General features: G+C 40.7%; 16 protein-coding genes. 2 read left to right on the forward strand and 14 right to left on the reverse strand.

The features are described 5' to 3' along the window. Positions 1-20: 20 nt before the first annotated feature. Both SLU01_RS04940 and SLU01_RS04945 read right to left on the reverse strand, forming a co-directional pair. On the reverse strand, positions 21-458 hold the full coding sequence (locus SLU01_RS04940; RefSeq protein ID WP_147055959.1) for a hypothetical protein: 438 nt from the start codon (positions 456-458) through the stop codon (positions 21-23). 112 nt (positions 459-570) lie between these two features. Further along, entirely contained in the window at positions 571-1956 is a 1386-nt protein-coding gene (locus SLU01_RS04945) for a Mur ligase family protein (protein ID WP_246110879.1), read from the reverse strand. 281 nt (positions 1957-2237) lie between these two features. On the opposite strand from SLU01_RS04945, the gene SLU01_RS04950 reads away from it, so the two are divergent. After that, positions 2238-3467 carry an ATP-grasp domain-containing protein gene (locus SLU01_RS04950; protein WP_147055961.1) on the forward strand — a complete coding sequence of 410 codons (1230 nt, stop codon included), beginning with the start codon at positions 2238-2240 and terminating at the stop codon, positions 3465-3467. Between the two features lie 36 nt (positions 3468-3503). Here SLU01_RS04950 and SLU01_RS04955 read toward each other — a convergent pair whose 3' ends face one another. The 7 genes from SLU01_RS04955 to SLU01_RS04985 all read right to left on the reverse strand — a co-directional run bounded on the left by SLU01_RS04955 (position 3504) and on the right by SLU01_RS04985 (position 10020). Continuing rightward, complete coding sequence (locus SLU01_RS04955; RefSeq protein ID WP_147055963.1) at positions 3504-5669, reverse strand: YheC/YheD family protein; 2166 nt, start codon at positions 5667-5669, stop codon at positions 3504-3506. Between the two features lie 183 nt (positions 5670-5852). After that, positions 5853-6260, reverse strand: coding sequence for a CotY/CotZ family spore coat protein (locus SLU01_RS04960; RefSeq protein WP_147055965.1), 408 nt, complete (start codon positions 6258-6260; stop codon positions 5853-5855). Between the two features lie 36 nt (positions 6261-6296). Continuing rightward, positions 6297-7496, reverse strand: coding sequence for an ATP-grasp domain-containing protein (locus tag SLU01_RS04965; RefSeq protein WP_147055967.1), 1200 nt, complete (start codon positions 7494-7496; stop codon positions 6297-6299). Positions 7497-7589: 93 nt separating this feature from the next. Continuing rightward, on the reverse strand, positions 7590-7907 hold the full coding sequence (locus SLU01_RS04970) for a hypothetical protein (protein ID WP_147055969.1): 318 nt from the start codon (positions 7905-7907) through the stop codon (positions 7590-7592). Next, positions 7907-8332, reverse strand: a complete 426-nt coding sequence (locus tag SLU01_RS04975) for an acyl-CoA thioesterase (protein WP_147055972.1) — start codon at positions 8330-8332, stop codon at positions 7907-7909. Before SLU01_RS04975 ends, SLU01_RS04970 begins: the two co-directional genes overlap by 1 nt. Positions 8333-8476: 144 nt before the next feature. Then, positions 8477-9109: a DUF8580 domain-containing lipoprotein gene (locus SLU01_RS04980; protein ID WP_147055974.1), complete on the reverse strand. Its 633-nt coding sequence runs from the start codon at positions 9107-9109 to the stop codon at positions 8477-8479. A gap of 56 nt (positions 9110-9165) precedes the next feature. After that, positions 9166-10020 (reverse strand): DUF4362 domain-containing protein, encoded by an 855-nt coding sequence (locus SLU01_RS04985; RefSeq protein ID WP_170232594.1) that lies wholly within the window; start codon positions 10018-10020, stop codon positions 9166-9168. Positions 10021-10225: 205 nt separating this feature from the next. Here SLU01_RS04985 and SLU01_RS04990 point away from each other — a divergent pair, with 205 nt between their 5' ends. Further along, complete coding sequence (locus tag SLU01_RS04990) at positions 10226-10954, forward strand: Fic family protein (RefSeq protein ID WP_218029693.1); 729 nt, start codon at positions 10226-10228, stop codon at positions 10952-10954. A gap of 32 nt (positions 10955-10986) precedes the next feature. On the opposite strand, the gene thrS is transcribed toward SLU01_RS04990, so the two are convergent. The 5 genes from thrS to SLU01_RS05020 form a co-directional block, all read right to left on the reverse strand. Then, on the reverse strand, positions 10987-12183 hold the full coding sequence (gene thrS / locus SLU01_RS04995; RefSeq protein ID WP_147055978.1) for a threonine--tRNA ligase: 1197 nt from the start codon (positions 12181-12183) through the stop codon (positions 10987-10989). Between the two features lie 707 nt (positions 12184-12890). Next, positions 12891-15125, reverse strand: a complete 2235-nt coding sequence (locus SLU01_RS05005) for an S-layer homology domain-containing protein (protein WP_147055982.1) — start codon at positions 15123-15125, stop codon at positions 12891-12893. Positions 15126-15937: 812 nt separating this feature from the next. Next, positions 15938-16198 (reverse strand): hypothetical protein, encoded by a 261-nt coding sequence (locus tag SLU01_RS05010; protein WP_147055983.1) that lies wholly within the window; start codon positions 16196-16198, stop codon positions 15938-15940. 315 nt (positions 16199-16513) lie between these two features. Continuing rightward, positions 16514-17011 carry a helicase gene (locus tag SLU01_RS05015; protein ID WP_147056002.1) on the reverse strand — a complete coding sequence of 166 codons (498 nt, stop codon included), beginning with the start codon at positions 17009-17011 and terminating at the stop codon, positions 16514-16516. Positions 17012-17245: 234 nt separating this feature from the next. Then, positions 17246-17626: a hypothetical protein gene (locus SLU01_RS05020; RefSeq protein WP_147055986.1), complete on the reverse strand. Its 381-nt coding sequence runs from the start codon at positions 17624-17626 to the stop codon at positions 17246-17248. Positions 17627-17661 lie beyond the last annotated feature (35 nt).

Genomic DNA, 17661 nt, shown 5'->3' on the forward strand with positions numbered 1-17661 from the left:
ACACTTCGACGCTACTTTACTTACTCGCAGCCTATTGCAAAAATAGAGCCTTGAGGAACCGGCGCAGCGCCATCTTGGTCAAAGAAACCAGTGATGACGAAGCTTTGAACAATGTCATAGTTTGCCGCTTCGACTTGATCTCTAAAGACTGCTTCAAAAGGAAATACTCTGCCTCCTACAACGCCAGTTCCCCTCACCGTAATTTCACAATCCATTCCTTCTTTCCTGCAAACGACAGCTGTTATCGTTTCTGATACAAATTCAAAACTATATCTGCATCCATGCGTTTGTTTATCCGTAAACTCCAAATACAAAGTTGAGGTTGACATTGTAGTGTCACATACATTGGCCATGTAAGTCAGATCACCTTTAACAGTTCCTATATGTCCAGCGAATCTCACATTATTATCACATGACACCGCATTGACGAGAACGCCACAAGTACAAATTTGGCCCATTATTCGACCCCCCTTTCAGATTGAACTACTTTACTATATTGCTACGAGTGTTGTTCGAGCTTGGTGTTTGTCCTATTTCGGTTAATTAATAGTAATAACCGAAAGCAATTGACTAGTTTTCCCGAAGAAGTTCAGCCAACTTTTTGATCGGTTCGCTATACATGTCTCCTTTAATAAGAATGGCGGTCTCCTCGCTTATGGTCTTCCTTAAAAGTTGATAGGCGAGAATTTGATTATTAAAGGAATGGACCTCAATTGCTTTTCCAGCTTGTTTCACCGTGTCCCCCATGATTTTTGCATGCTTGCCAATAGTGATAAGAATATCTATATCACTTGCTGCGATGATTTTACCGGCAAGTTCATGAATCGTATATCCCCATGAACCTAAATCGGTGATCGTTCCAATTATGGCAATTCTCCGCTTTCCCTTTCCGATTTCTTGTAAAACTTTCAATGCTGCCTCTAGGGAAGTAGTTGTGATGCTCCACGTATCATCGATGAGGATGGATCCTTTTAGACCTTTACGTAATTGCACTTGTTTGTTCAAAGTTTGAAACGTTTTCAAGCGAACTGCGATTTCCGCAAAACTCATTCCGATTTGGTGTACTGCAGCAATGGCTGCCAATGCATTGTAAACTTGATGTTCACCTAGTCCGGGGACAAACATCTCGTATTTTTGTTGATTGTATTCCAAGGTCATATCCATTCCCATAGCAGAATAGGTGAATTTGCTCGCACGGTAATGACATGCATGATGAATCCCGAATTTACGTATTTGCCCTGTGAATTGTTTCAAATCAAGTTTTCGGGTATTGTTGTCGTCTTCGTTTAAAATAAGTACCCCATCGGACGTTAAAGCTTTGCACATTTCACCTTTCGCAGCGATATAGCCTTCCAACGACTTACAATGGTTCAGATGATGCTCACCTATGTTCGTTATGATTCCGACCGTCGGTTTTAAGTACGCAGCTGCGTTTAGAATATCGCCAGGCGCGCCGACTGCCGTTTCGAACACCGCCGCTTCAGTCGTTTCATCCATACTGAGCAAATAGGCTAAATGGGCCGTCCGGGAATTATTCGTACTATTGGTGAAGGCGATATTCCGATCAGCAGTCAATAAATGACGGATCATTTCTTTCGTTGTCGTTTTCCCCGAAGTTCCCGTTACTGCAATGATGGGTATGTCGATCCTGTCGCGATAGTCATTAATGAATTTCCAGTATGCCTCGTCTAAGTTGTCGACTTGAATGATGGATACGTCCTCTTTGCGCTCATTCGTTTGCATAAGCTGTTCGGTTACGACTGCAATTGGAAAGAAAGGTCTTAGGCGATCCCATTTCATGATTTTGCCTTTTAAAAAAAGGATGGTATGCGGGTTTCTAACTTGTTTAAGGCGGTATGCACCGTGTTGGATTAGTAAATCGTCAGTTCCGTGTATTAATGTCCCGGCTATTACTTGTCTAATGTTTCCAGTCGATAAAGACTTCAATTGATTCACTCCCTTCCCCCTTTTTCATCTTATGCGACACTAGCTTAGCGGCTTGTACGAAAAACATGCTTCTAAACGAAAAGCGGAAGGCGCTTGCTCAGATGCGACAGGCATAAGACAAAGATGCGGCGTGGCGGTCTTTGACGCGTAGCATCTTTGACTTATGACCCGAGCATCTAGCGCCTGGAGCTGGACAATGACGGTTTTTAGTTCCTTACCTATATGATGTATAACCATGTATATGGCAGATTCCTTCATAACCTATAAAGAGTTGTCTTAATTATGAAGGAGTGGACTTTTTGAAAACGATTATCTTCATCGGTACAAACAAATCGGGTTCGAGTCGGGAAGCAATCAGGGCTGCCGAACGGCTCGGGTATTTTACTGTTTTATTTACAAGTAATGAGAGGCAGATTCAACAACGAAAAGAGTATATAGATGTCCACGAAATGGTATTTGTCGATACGACCAACTTACAAGCGATGAAGAAAGAAATTCTTTCTTTGAAATCGAAAGGAAATGAAATTAAGACAATCGCCAGTTTTGTCGACTCCAATGTCTCCAACGCTTTTACGTTATGCGAAGAATTCTGTCCGAATGGCACGTCTGCAAGTGCTGCTTTTATTATGGAAAACAAAGCGGGGACAAGGGCTAAATTAGCGGGACTTCCATTCTCTCCGAAATATTTGACGATCCAGCCTGGAAAAAAGCTGGATGCAAAAAGTATGGACGCCTTGCCCGATTATCCGCTTATTGTCAAAACAGCTTCTTCCACCGGATCAAAAGATGTTTTGCGTGCGACGGATGATGTACAGCTTCAACGTCATATCGCAAAACTGCAAGAGAAGAATCCCTTAGAAGCGGTCATTATTGAAGAGTTCATTGAAGGGGAGCAATATTTGGTTGAAGCAATTGTGTTTAATAAAGAAATACAAATTGCCGGAGTCATTCAACAAGAAATAACGTTTGGAAAACGATTCATCATCACTGGATATGGTGTACTTGCAATCGTCCCAAGACAATTGAACGACAGCATCAAAGAAGTTTTAACGTCCATCGTTGAAAAACTAGCCATTCAAAATGGTGCCCTTCATGTTGAAATGCGTTTAACGAAAAATGGTTGGCGCCTCATCGAAATTAATCCTCGAATTTCCGGAGGTGCGATGAATAATATGCTCAAAGCTGCTTTCGGATATGATCTCACAGAAGAAACCATTAAATTATACTTAGGCGAACAGCCCACCCTCGAAATCAAACAGAGACATTTTGTATTTACACAATACGTGATCATCGATAAGAGAGGCGTTCTGGAAAAAGTGACGGGAAAAGGAAGGGCAAGAAAATCCCCCGGTATCGTTGAAGTGTATGTGAAGCCGAAAAAAGGGCAATTACTGACACCGCCCTTATCGATGGGGCACCGATACGCTTACGTGATTGCACAAGGAAGAACATTAGCGATCGCAAAAAGCTTGGCGAAAAAAGCAGCAGAGGAAATTACTTTTCATCTAAAAGAACAATGACAAAGAGGACTTCCAGATGCGGAGTCCTCTTTGTCATTAGCTATAGTTTTGATCGATGAATTTGACCGTTTCGAACATATTCGTTTTACTGGCCCCTTTAATAAGAATCGTGTCATCCTTTTGAATCAATTTAGATAGCAAAGCATGCAATTTCTCACGGTCTGTAAAGTGGTGAATATTTTGTCCTGGCATCCCTCTCTTTTCCGCCTGTGCACCAATCTCCTCCGTTCTAAAACCGTACGTTATCAATAGGTCGATCCCTTGTTGCTGTATATAATCCCCTAGTTTTCGATATTCCTTTTCGCGCAAATCGCCTAGCTCTCTCATTTGCCCGATAATGGCAATCTTTCGGTGCTTTGCAAGATTTGTTAGGACATCCAATGCTGCACGAACACCTTCCGGATGCGAATGGACCGTGTCATCGATTAGCGTGATGTTGTCCTTGCAATTGTAAATCGTCAACCTTCTAGGCGGTTTTTTGAATAGAAGCCCCGTCTTGATTTCCATTGGTGAAAACCCTAAATAGTCGGCAATCGCAATGGCGGATAATGCGTTATATACATGATGCTCCCCAAAAATCGGGATGAACAGTTCAATTTCTTCATTTTGAAGTTTCATTTTAAAACTCATGCCCTGGTCGGTGTATTGTACGTCGTATGCACGATAATCAGCAGGCTTTTGAATGCCGATCGTTATCGTTTTACCTTTGAAATCCCTCGTTTCTAAAAACCTTGAATTGTCATTGTCCCGATTCAAGCAAAGAACCCCATGTTGGTCCATTCCGTGGATCAATTCCGATTTAGCTTTTGCAACTTTTCTCGGATCACCGTCGAAATTCCCAACATGCGCTAACCCAATATTCGTTACAATCGACATATTCGGCTGAATGATGCGGCAATGTTCCGTAATGACGCCCGGATAGGCCATTCCGTATTCAAGGACGACCGCCTGGTGGGAGGAATTGATCTCTGCTGCATGTTTTTTCGTATGTTCTGTCGTATTCCAATAATCCTTCGATTCGAAGACTGTCCACTTTTTCGACAGAATCGAGGATAGGAATGCTTTCGTCGTTGTTTTACCGGCACTTCCGGTAATGGCGATGATCGGAGTTTCATTCTCACGTTTAGTGCTTCGACGTTTCGCTTCCTTGATTTTCACCTGGATGGCTCTTTGATTTTTAGCGATATACATTGCATAATTGATCGTGTTTTTTACGACATCCAATTCCAAATAGAATGCAGGCGGACAGCCAGGGCGCCAGTTCACTTCATAAATCCAAAGTTTGTAGTCCTGATCCATTCCGATATCTACACCGATTTCATCAATCACTTCACTGTACTTCTCCATTTGAAGTTCATCCAAATGCTTTGCGAGCGACAAGGAGAAATACTCCAACTTCTTTTTAATGTTAAATGCTTCGTCTTTGAATTCCTGTTCCAAAAAAGGGTCCAAATAGTTCGTGTAGCCGCCACTATTTATATTCGCAATGATGGAACCCTTTGGAGCAACACGTGGATAAATCGTCGTAATCACCCATTCGCCTTCGCCGTTTTTTTGGACATGCAATCTGAAGTCGAACACTTGCCCAGATCTTGTGACGGATTGGATGTATGGTTGGACGATGAATGTTTCGTTTGATAATTTCTTTTTGATAAATCCTCTCAGTTGTGATGCCGAATAATTCCTATGCGTCCCTTCCCCTTTTACTGAAAAACGGTCGCCTTCTTGCACAATGAAATAAATACCTTTCCCTTTTCTACCATCGATCGGTTTGAAAACCACTTTTTCAAAAGCAGAGATGTATTTGATGAAATGGTCTGCACTTTTTACTGCTTCCGTCGGGATGAGGTAGCTTGCAAAATCCTTAGCTTCTTTTAGACGGCGGTTGACGCTCCATTTATTCCCGATCGAATAGGTTGTAAAGGGGATTTCCTTTCGAAGTTTATCGATGATTTCCTTTGATTTTGCCAGTTTTTCAGGGCTTCCGGCATTATAAATGACATTTGGAAAGGGCATTATTTTCGACTCCCATTTTCCGTTCTCGTACACTTGTCCTCTAATTGTGCGGTTGAGTAAGTTTACTTCCCCGGGAGAAAAATAATAAAATTTCGCACCTTCAGCTGCAGCTACGGCGGCGAATGCATATGCCTTCATGACTGTTTCTGGATCTTTCCGGTGATGTAACATGCCTATTATTGTCATAAACTATCTCCTTTTCTCATTTTGACGGCTCTATATAATACATTCATAAGCATGCCGTAGGATAAGGACAAGAGTTTACTAGAAGAGGAATTATATAGAATGCTTTCCGTTCCAGGCGGACGCTATCCACTACAAGCACGGATAGCACTATGTAGAATTCGTCTGTTATTCAACTATAGTTTTCTACATTTTAGATTCAATGATAGGGAGAGGACGGTCTATTAGGTCGATGGAAAGTGGGGTGATGGCACAAAAGGAGCAGATTTCAACATGGATACAGAGAGATGTCTTTTTCAATGCATAAAGGTCCTCGGGTGTTACAGCGAGCCGCCCTTTAAAATCGATCGGCTTTAGCAATGTCAACTGTGCGCGACAGTTATCATCCAGCTTTTCCAATCTGAAATAAGATGTCGTCCCGCCGTCTATGATTGCAGTGAAGGGGACATGTTCGTCTGATGACTGCAGCATGAAAGGAATTGTATCTTTCATTTTAGGCAGATGCACAAAACGGAAGCCTTTGCAGAATTCCGCTAACATTTTCTGTTCCTTCCATAAGACTTTCATTTCTTCACAAATACAGCAGTTTTTCATCTGTACCCCCTCCTTTTATGTAAAGGTCCAACCATTTTAAATTGGCTCCAAATAGAATTTTATTAACCTTGCTGAACTTTCGGCTCTTTCCTTAGCCATTTCTGATGTTTCGCCAACAGCCATTGTATATCCGTATCGCTGCCCCATCGAAATTGGCGGCATCACGATCGAGCCGATTTTGGGCTTTACAGCGATGTCGATAATTCCCGGCACTGAATAAGCAACATCGATCCCTTCGATGTCTACTAAATATCCAAAGTTATTAAGCGTTATAAATGATGTGTAAACATACCGGCTGTTCTTTCTAAGCAAATCTGGTTCTTCGCCAAGGTAGAGTTTGATCGTCTCCTTCACAAGATTGATGCCAAATGCTTCTGTAATCATCCGGTTCATCGCACCGCCCGCGATTCTTGGATTCATCTCGATTAATTTCCAGCCTTTTGAGGAATAGCGCACTTCTAAATGACAAGCCCCGTGCTGAAGTCCGATTTCTTCTACAATGGAATGGATTGTTTGCCATAGCTCACGATAGATCATTTCATCCATTTGCATGACTACTTCATACGCGGTAACGATGAATGTGTAATCCTTTATTATTTCCTGTTGAATGATCGCAACAATAATTGGAATTGTCTCGACGACAACAATTTCAATCATATATTGGGGACCTTCTATAAATTCTTCCGCTATCCAAGATGGTTGCGGCAAACGTTTATTCATTTTGCACAGAGCTATGTCAAATTCCTTTTCGTTCTCAATGAAATAAACGTCCTTCGAACCGTTTGAAATAGGGCTTTTTAGGATGAACGGATAATTTATAACGGGCTTATTGTGATTCTGATCAATTACTTCAAATTCACATGTTGCAGGATGGTTTCGTAAAGCGTTCCGGGTAAGCAGTTTATCTCCCATTATGCTTAAAGCGTCGACCGATAAAGCAGAATTGCAAAATGCATTGGAAAGCTTTGCAGCCAATGACACATAGGGATCTACAAAACTGATGATCGCTTGAATATGATGAAACGCTGCTAGGCGGTCTATTTCTTTTCGAACCGATTCTTCGTCCATGGATTCCATGAAAACGATATCGGCGATTTCCGGGAATTTCTCTTTCACCCGTAAAAATGTTTTTCTGTCTGTCAGAAGGATTGCTGCATATCCTAATTGAGCCGCTGCCGAGAATGCTTCCGCACTTGATCCGGAGGTGGATGAACCAATAAACACAATTGCCTTCATCTAAATTACGCCCCTCCTTCTAGACAATCCTCTCTTATCATTTGTATGCGATTGGCTCAAGCCCGCTTAGGCAAAATAAATAAGCATGAAGGGCTATCCCTCATGCTTATCCATTAAGTTAAAACGATTCACTTGTTCGGCCAAACCGGCGTCCAGCAATGCTTGTACCTCAATCTTGCCGAAAAGGTCGAAATGGGGGTAATCTTCACGATGGTCAATCCATTCAGGCTTCAACCCGTACCTTTTCCCCCATTCGATCAATTTAGCAAGATCCGTACAACCCGCTTTTGTTACCGTTTTACAGCCTGGAAAACGATCATCGAGCCAGTAATGGGTGAGAAAAGCAATTTCTCCAGCACTGACCGCTTCTTTCCAAGCTTTTAATTCCGACCGATTAATGCCGAACGCCATCAGTCGGCCTCCCGGCGGATTTCCATATATTTCGCATCCCATTCAGGATCAATTTTCTTAAGAGCAACTGGTCTGAAACTGTCGCGTTTTACTAAAATATGTTCGGAAGTTGCGGTTGCAGCAACGGTCCCATCTTCATGAAGAATTTCATAGCCGTAAACCGTGCGAAGTTTTCCATGCGACTCGACCCATGTACGCACCGTCGCCTTCTGGCCGTATCGCATAGCTGCCTTGTACTGGATTGATAAATCAATAACAGGGGAAAGATAGCCTTTCTCTTCAAGCCCCGCATAGGTAAACCCTAAATCTTGAATGAGGCTCGTCCTGCCGATTTCCATCCATACTAAATAATTTGCGTGATAGACGACACCCATCTGGTCCGTCTCCGCATATCTGATTTCCACTTCTTTATCACTGACAAACACTTTCATCACCTCTGTTGTCCATTATACAAAACTGGACGGTGGATTGCTGTTTGTGGAACTTGTTAGGTAAGGAATGTGTGCTCAATAAAGCGTGTTGCGAGCTCATAGGAGTGCGTTCGTCGCTCATAGAAGTGTGACAGTGTTTTATTCGCTTTGTACGGTAGATAGGGAAATAAGAATTGGTCCAGCGAAATCGGATGCCTCCGCTCCTTTTGGATTATGAAGGCGAAACAAAAAAGCATCGCCTGATTCTGATGTCCACACGATATAATCGCTAATGCCTTCCTTTCCGGATGCTTGAAGGTAGAGGTCCGCGAAACCAAGAGGATGTTCAACCAATTCACCGCTAAAATTGGATACATCACCGATTTGACTTAATTCTTCCATGCCCGCTACTTCAAGTTGAGGCAAATCATAATCGGATGGAAGTGGTTCAATATCAACGTAATATACTGGATTATCACTTAATGATAGACGACCAGTAGTCGCATCAAATGTAAATTTCTCGAAGACATACAAAGAAAATCCTTTTCCTTGATGTAGTTTAGCCTCCATTGACTGATTTCCCTCAACTGTCAGCAGTTCGAAGCTTCTCTCTGCTTGGCGAGTTTCTATATCAGTTGGCTTCTGCTCGGGAGAAGAAGGCGAAACCGATTCAGTTTCTGTCGTCTCCTTTTGTGTGGTATCGGAAGACTTTGTTTCTTCCGTACAAGCGGTAAGTATGAGAACTAAGGCTACTACCGGGATACTTTCCAAAATAACATTTCGGCTTTTCATCTAACCGCTCCTTTACAATTGAAAATTAGTATATCATTCATGACGGTTTGGGGATTTTACTCCTTCATTTCAGATTGCGCAATTATATATTCAGCTATTTTGGTGAATTTTACACCCGCTGGACTTTCATCACAGCTAGACCAATGAAATTCACGTTCGCCGCCGTTAATATAAACCTGTAAATCATATTCCTCAAACTGATTCGAATGACAATTGTTCACTAATTCGATATCACCTAGATAATTTGCCATGACCAACTGTTTATAGACTTCTTGCTTCACTTCCGAGGACAGTTGAAAATCACTAGTAGTCACCGTTTCTTTTGAATTAGGGGCTCTTGTAGCTACTTGTGTTTTTGTATTTATTTCATTTTCCAATCCATTCCCGTATTTTAATGCCAACTCGAAAAAATCTTCTTGTTCAACATTATAGTCAATCGCCAATATTTCCAGCATGCCTGAATGGCCATCCGAACAATCGACTGCAAAATAGGTCGTATTTGTATGGGTGACTTCCTCTATCAAACCGCTGCATTTAGTTGTTTCTATTTCACCACTTCCAAATTTATCCCTTGTAGAATCATTAATCACCTTCATAGCTTCGCCATCATATTTCAAATCCGTAACGATTGGATCCCCTTCAATCGTGTAATGGACAATTCGTAAATCAGATAAAACGCCGTTTAGCACATTTTCATAAAACGTATGCATATTGTCCAACCCCTCAAAGATCCTTCCATGGGTATTCACAACATCTACATTTTTCACACCTTTCACTGTCGGCCGGGAGCCCCCCGTACTTTGTTCTTGTTTCCTATCAATCGGATCTTTTCCACCATCACCATTTCCATTACAGGCAGTGACAATGAAAAGTAAAGTGATCAATAGCATCAAAGAAGCTACTTTCTTCAAAATTTCACGTCCTATTAGATTATTTTTCAAGACTAATTGCATAATTGGTTATGAACAGTGTCGCACATGAAAGCCGAATTTTCAAAAGATAGTTAAGCCATACGACGTAAAACGGTAATGCTTAGCCAATGTTGTTTCGGAAATTATTTTGGGAAATACTTTTCTATGGTACTATGAATGTAGATTGTAACTCGGGGTGTTGATCGTGGAGAAGCTTGAGAGGATTCATCAATTAAAAGCTGAATTGGATGCTCATCGTCCGTTAGGCGTACTTGAGGTAAAGCGACTGCGTGAAAACTATATTATTAAAAATACGTATCACTCAAACGCGATTGAAGGCAACACATTATCGGAAATGGAAACACGGGTGATTATTGAAACAGGCTTGACAGTTGAAAAGAAAACGCTTCGGGAACACCTAGAAGTTAAAAACCATGTGGAAGCGCTCGATTACATTGAAGAACTAACCGGGTTGGATAGATTAAGTGAATCAACGATGCAATCTATCCATTCGATTATTTTGCAAGGTATCGACCGACGGAATGCCGGTGTGTATCGAAAAGTTGACGTATATATTAGCGGGGCGAGTCATGAGGTTTCACCCCATTACGTTATCCGCTCTGATATGAAAAGTCTTACAAATTGGTATAATCGACAAAGTCCTAAAACGATTGACGATATTATCGAATTCACATGTAAGTTGATCAACATACATCCATTTATTGATGGAAACGGAACGACATCCCGCCTTCTTATGAACTTGGAATTACTAAAACTAGGTTACCCGCCAATCACAGTATTGACAACAGACCGTTTAGCATATTTCCAAGCGCTCGATGAAAGTTATTACAAAAATTATACAGCGATTAAAGAGTTTTTCTACGACTGCATAATCGATGCTTTAGAAGAGCAATTGCGCTTTGCACGGGGATAGTAAGAAAAGAGTGCTCACATGGCACTCTTTTCTTACTCCAACTTTAATAAATCCAAGACATCATCAATTAGCAACTGCCCAAGGTCGCCTTCTTTCCGCTTTCGTACCGAGACCATTTGTTTTTCAACTTCATGATCCCCAACGATCATCATATAAGGTACCTTCTGCTTCTCTGATTCTCTAATTTTCAACCCCATTTTTTCAGCACGGTCATCCACATTCACGCGATATCCCTTTGCAACAAGCTCCTTCTTTACTTCTTCAGCATAAGAAACATGCTTATCGGCAATCGGGATGATTCTCACTTGTTCCGGAGCAAGCCATAATGGGAACTCCCCTGCATAATGTTCAACGAGAATGGCAAGGAATCGCTCAACTGAGCCAAAAATCGCGCGATGGATAATGATCGGAAATTCGAGTTCATTCTGTTCATTAATATACCGGCAATTGAACTTCTCAGGCATTTGGAAATCCAATTGTACTGTGCCGCATTGCCAGCTCCGCCCTAACGAATCCAATATGTGAAAATCGATCTTCGGACCATAAAACGCGCCGTCTCCTTCGTTAATACGATAGTCCATTCCCCGTTGTTTCAACACTTCTTCCAGCGATTGCTCCGCCTCGTTCCATAAGTCGACGGCTCCCATATAATTTTCCGGACGAGTCGACAATTCGACTTCATAGCTGAAACCAAATTCCGAATAGATGTCGTCAATCAAATCCAATACACGATCCACTTCCCGTTCAATTTGATCCTTCCGTACAAAGAGGTGCGCATCATCTTGTGTAAACGCCCGAACGCGCAATAGACCATTTAATGAGCCCGATAGTTCGTGACGATGCACTAACCCTAATTCCGCATAACGGATCGGCAACTCCCGATAACTTCTACGTTTATGATTAAAGATGAGCATTGCACCCGGGCAATTCATCGGCTTTAGTGCATATTGCTGTTCATCCACATCTGAAAAATACATGTTTTCATGATAGTGATCCCAATGGCCGGATTGCTCCCAAAGCTCCTGCTTCATCATGATCGGCGTCTTGATTTCCTCATAGCCCGCCTCCTGGTGCTTCCGTTTCCAAAATTGCTCCAACTCATTTCTGACAATCATCCCTTTTGGCAAATAAAACGGCATGCCTGGCGCTTCCTCTGATGACATGAACAACTCAAGCTCCTGGCCTAATTTACGATGATTCCTTTTTTCGATATCCATTTGTACTGACATTGCAATTCCTCCCATAATGTATATAAAATAAAAAACCGCATTCTTCCCTAGCAAAGGGACGAATGCGGTCGTGGTACCACCCAAATTTCGCCATAGTTAAAAACACGGCGCTCAATCGATAACGGTCTCCCGATCATAGTTTCCTACATACGTAGTCCCCTATGATTGCTCGAAAGTGGTAAATCATTTCATCCACTACAGGACTTCCAGCCATGGTCCTGTTCTCTGGTAAAGCTTCCGAAATGATTCATGTCCTTCTCAACGCATTATATGAAAATAAAAAAAGCGAAGGGCGCTCGCTCAGATGCGACAGGCATAAGACGGACATGCGAAACGGCGTTTTTTGCCGTGCAGCAGGGCTGGCTTATGACCCAAGCAGCTAGCGCCCGTAGCTGGATTAAAATAAAAAAGACCGCATTCTCCCCTATAAAGGGACGAATGCGGTCGTGGTGCCACCCTGATTTCGCCATAGTTAAAAACATGGCGCTCAATCGATAACGGTTTCCCGATCATAGTTTCCTGCTTGGCGCAGTCCTCTGTGATTGCTCAAAGGTGGTTAATCATCTTTCCGCTACAGGACTTCCAGCCATGGTCCTATTCTCTGGCAAAGCTTCCAAAATGATTCATATCCTTCTCAACGCTTGTTTATGAATTATTAATTGTATTGTATTATATGTGACCATTTTGTCTATGTCAATAGGCAATGATCAATACCGCAAACCTCTTCCACTTTCCGCAATTGCATGCGCTAGACGAATCGTTGATACTGCTAACTCCGCATACGTCACATCACGGTCAGGGTTAAACTGGTTTTGTTCCGGTTTTATCAAGCCCATCGAGCTTGCCATTGCTACATAACCTGCATTCGCAGACTGCACCTTATCCGCATCTTCAAAGCCTAGCTTAAAGATGCTGCCATCTTTCGCAGCCTGCTCTAGCCCCATTACACGAATCATCCAAACCGAAAGCTCTTCTCTCGTAATTGTTGCATCGACATCAAAGGTCTTCGTATCCGATTTGATGATGCCAGTTTCAACCGCACGTTCAATCTCTTGATATAACGGGTGTTTAGGGTCGATATTGTCAAACGTTTGGTTCGTATTTTCCTGTCCGTAGTAATAACCGCCGCCATAGTAGAAGTAGGTAAGTGAATTCATAAGCACTTTCAATGCTTCCCCTTTTGAAATGGCAGCATCAGCATCAAAGCTTTTCACATCTTTCACGTCCAATACCTTGGCGTTAATGAGATAATTAAGCTCCTCTTCCGCCCATGGATGTGATACGTTGACGGAATCCTTGCCACTGAACAAGTTATTCCATTCCCCTGTAGATGCATTTACATAACTAAACGGCTCCTCATTAAATACAGGTAGATAGAGGAGATCATAATGATTTTCCTTTATATTTTCACCATGTTTCATATAGGTAAGTTTAAGACTGAGTGCCTCTTCAAAAGTTGTAATTGCTTCTTGTTCTGAAATGATATCATCGCTTGATGGCCAATTTTCCATCTCTTGATAATTGACACTGAGGCTGTTCAAAGTACCATCCGCCGAAATACCCACGTGAATTTGTTCACCCATCACAACGATTCCATTCATTATTCTAGGGAATGCAAATTGATATGAACCCATTCTTTCGTCAAAATACGGCTCTTCGATAGGCATTGCATAGTTGTGCAAATAGGAAGGGACCCACTTTTTTAGATAGGTCGTCGCTTGGTTGAGTGCTTCTTTCTCCGTAATAGTCAATTCATTTTTCGCATTCTCACCGATCTCCGTCAGTAGGTGGTTCTTTACATCATAGAATTGAATAACCTCACCCGTATGTTTATTGATCTCTAAGCTTGCTCCGGTACTGCCATTCCCATATTGATACGTATAGTAGACGTTAATGATTTCCTGGCCATTATAGTTCTCCATTTCTTGGATTGACTCGATTTTTAATTTGATTTTTTCAGAATCAAAAGCTAGAAATCGTTCAGCAATCTTCTTCGCTTCCTCTACAGTAACACCATCTTGTTTAACTGGAAGTGGGTTTGTTGTGATTAGTTCAATCTTTGTCTTCCCCGGAAAATCTGTTGCATATCCGTTTGAAGTCATCCATTTTCCTGTTGCTGCTTCAATGCCTTGCAGTTTTGCCGTTGGTCGATAAACGAGCTCGACCTTTCGATCACCCGTTTGATAATCATAATTAATTTGATAGTTCAAATCGACAGCAAGATTTTCTTTTACCTTTGTCAATATTTCTTTTTCATCTTTTATTTGATTGACATCATCATAGGTGGCTGATCCAGACTGTGGAGACATCTTATAAAAACTGACGATTTCCCCGTTTCCTAAAACAGACACTTCCATTCGTTTGTCAGCGATGGAAACTTTATTCTTCGTTCCTGCAAACGTAAACGAATAACGAATCGGTTCTGTTAATATTTGTTGCGGATAATAGTTGAACGTGTCAGTTTCCAATTGATAGTCTTTTCCATCAAGAGATTTCGTCATAAAATCTTCAGCTATTTTCTTTGCTTCTTCTTTTGAAACCTTTGCTGGGAACAAAGCTTCTGTTACGTTAGGTGGATTATAGGAAAAGGATTCAATCATCAATTCCTCTCCAACAAACCCTACATTCCCGTAGATTCGCTTTCCATTAATGGTTTTCGTGAAAAACAGATCATACCTTACCGTTTCATCCTCCGGAAAAATATGGGCAGTACTTACTTGAAAATCACTATTCGCTAAGAAGTCAAACTGATTGGGGAACATCTCTCGAAACTTCCTGATCAATTCCTCTTTCGTGACAACAGTATCAGTAGCGGCAACTTGGATCCGTACTTTTTCTGGTTGTCCATTCACTGTTGTTGACGCATCGGCAATCGACGAGAACATTCCAAAAGACAATACAGAAGAGGTAACAATCATACCTAGTTTTTTAAACTTCTCCAAAATAACCCTCCTAGGTTACATTTCTTTGTGTATTTAACAGCAGACGTTAGATTGTATGATTGTCCTTTGGAGAAAAGACCGTGGCAACAAAACCCAGATAGTAAAAGCTTGCAAGTTGCTTGCTATTTAATTGCCGAATTTGTGATGCGATTCATTTCATTATACAGAAACGGGATATACTATTCTGACGTACAGTGATTTCCAGACGTTCAACAAATGATATAACTTGCATTATAACTGCATGATTAAGGAGCAAACCCATAATAAATTAACGTGAAAATTAATTGCGAAATAAAACTAATTGCCACTAATATCGTCAACCACACGATATAAACGATGGCTATTAGCTTAGTTCCAATAAATAGCCTTTTAATTATTTTAAATGAAACATAAGCAATTATCACAAGTGATGGTATAATGTACAAATATGAAAATATACCTACCCACTCACCTAGACTTTGAAAACCTCTCTCCAAAACCGGTCCGTCATATAAGTGATACTTATTCGAAATCTTAGATATTCCGAACAAGAACACGATAGAAAGCAAAGTGAAGTAAGAAACGATTGTAATCTTAATAGCATTTCTTTCACCGAATAGAACAAAGTACATGAAGAGTATAAAAAGTATCAACACAGTTAGTTTAAACACAGATTCACCTCAATATAAATCATCTTCATAAGGACAGGACATTATTATGATCATGGCGAAAAGTTTATAGCTTCAGTTTTGTTCAATTTCATAATAAATAAAGTAAAGAAAAACATAAGAAATACAGAAGCACTATCAGCGAAACGACTTTGTTTTGAGTGGTTAGTTTAGAATAAGCGTATCAAAAATGATTCCAATGACAAATCCTGCTATTATTATAAAAGCCCCTATCCAAATAGGAACTTTCTTCTCAGTAAGTTTTGATTTTTGTAATCCCCACATTATCATCAATATGATTAAAAACCATATTATATATTTCCAATTTCCTAATGTATCAAAAAGCGAATTAATTCCTGAAGAAAATATAAATATTATACTGAAATATAACGGAAACGCTAGTTTCACTGGTAGGTCCACCTTCATTTTACACCCTCCTTTTTCACACACTCTCTCTGTCATGGTAAACATTCTACGCAAACGCCATTTTTCGTAAGGACTTTTCCAACGACAATTAGGAAAACAATATTGAATATAACTATGTAACCAGTCAAAATAATTCCCAGTTCAATCCAGATGTCATCTTCAAGGAGACTATCAAACCCCGTTGAAGGAGAAATCAGTCTCAATGCTAACAAATCGCTTTTATCGCGCTCGCACCCTTTGATTGAGGGAGTACTGTGCTTTTTTCGACTCGATAATAACCTTTGCAGTATACTGAGTTCTTCGGTTTAAATGGCCCTATTGCTTAACAAAAATAAAATGATCATCAGGTTCCCAAATGTGCATGTCATCGCAGACATATCCTCGAAGCCAAAGTGCGCCATCTATTCTTCTAAGGTAAAAACCTTTTGGAAAATCATGGTCTTCAGTTAGAATTTGAGAAGCTACCGTAATAGACCCATAAGGAGCCTTATGTTGTCGATGTCTATTCAAATTACCTTCTGGTTGGTCCAGATATGCAAGCCTTAAATAAGGTGCAAGCTCCAATGGACATAATTTCAAACCAAGCTGATTTGCCTTCCGAAAAATTTGAGATACGGTTCCCCCCTCTAAAAAGCCAAGATCTTGTACAGCCAGCTCTACTGTTTGCAATGTGTATTTACTATCAGAAGTAGTAAATTTATCATCCTCAAACAGTGTTTCACCAAGCTTATTTATCAAAATAGATTTCTTTCTTATTTTATGAATAAGCTGTGATTTGGTTAGACCGCCCACCTCAACAGTCCTGTTGATCATATGACAGTTAGGGTATATTTCCTGTATTTTGATGTTCACACATTAACCCCCTTTTATTCGGTGTCTTATAATTTGACGCATTTCTTCATTCGAAAAGCACCCTTTAATCGGATAGAGTAAAACCGTTGATTTGCTCTCCAGACGGTACGTATTCCGGAGGGCGTGTGCTATACAAAAGCACCCGATTCTCGAACACGGTATTACTCAATTATCTGTAAACGTTTGATTAGAAATCTATGCACTAGATTCACTCAATTTTATTTTTTTAAGTTCCTTTACAATGTCAAAAAAACTAATGATCAATAGAATCCAAACAACAGGACTAGATAACGATATACCGACTTGTGAAGCGCCACCAAATAAAGTGAAAACAACAATTAGAACTAACAAATAAGAAGGCAAAATAACTTGCCACCAAAGACTGATTTTGGAAGAACTGTCTTTCTGAACACGATTATTAATAAATCCAATTAGTATAATTACTAGCAAAAGCCCAATAAATATTGATCTTGGAATGTGCAACAAGTCATTAAAGCTTGGAAAAAAATCATAAGCCATTAACAAAGTAATGAGAATTAATGTGAATCCCATTAAAAGCAAATGTGCACCTTTCATACAACTCTCCCCTTTCTAAATTTATTTACGATTGA

It is taken from the genome of Sporosarcina luteola, assembly GCF_007991495.1.
GTDB lineage: Bacteria > Bacillota > Bacilli > Bacillales_A > Planococcaceae > Sporosarcina > Sporosarcina luteola.

What these genes read in the sequence shown, in the direction of transcription:
- SLU01_RS05010 (WP_147055983.1), bottom strand. Translation starts at nt 16,198, where the DNA reads ATGAAGGTGGACCTACCAGTGAAACTAGCGTTTCCGTTATATTTCAGT.
- SLU01_RS04965 (WP_147055967.1), bottom strand. Translation starts at nt 7,496, where the DNA reads ATGAAGGCAATTGTGTTTATTGGTTCATCCACCTCCGGATCAAGTGCG.
- SLU01_RS04955 (WP_147055963.1), bottom strand. Translation starts at nt 5,669, where the DNA reads ATGACAATAATAGGCATGTTACATCACCGGAAAGATCCAGAAACAGTC.
- thrS (WP_147055978.1), bottom strand. Translation starts at nt 12,183, where the DNA reads ATGTCAGTACAAATGGATATCGAAAAAAGGAATCATCGTAAATTAGGC.
- SLU01_RS05020 (WP_147055986.1), bottom strand. Translation starts at nt 17,626, where the DNA reads ATGAAAGGTGCACATTTGCTTTTAATGGGATTCACATTAATTCTCATT.
- SLU01_RS05015 (WP_147056002.1), bottom strand. Translation starts at nt 17,011, where the DNA reads ATGATCAACAGGACTGTTGAGGTGGGCGGTCTAACCAAATCACAGCTT.
- SLU01_RS04970 (WP_147055969.1), bottom strand. Translation starts at nt 7,907, where the DNA reads ATGGCGTTCGGCATTAATCGGTCGGAATTAAAAGCTTGGAAAGAAGCG.
- SLU01_RS04960 (WP_147055965.1), bottom strand. Translation starts at nt 6,260, where the DNA reads ATGAAAAACTGCTGTATTTGTGAAGAAATGAAAGTCTTATGGAAGGAA.
- SLU01_RS04940 (WP_147055959.1), bottom strand. Translation starts at nt 458, where the DNA reads ATGGGCCAAATTTGTACTTGTGGCGTTCTCGTCAATGCGGTGTCATGT.
- SLU01_RS04980 (WP_147055974.1), bottom strand. Translation starts at nt 9,109, where the DNA reads ATGAAAAGCCGAAATGTTATTTTGGAAAGTATCCCGGTAGTAGCCTTA.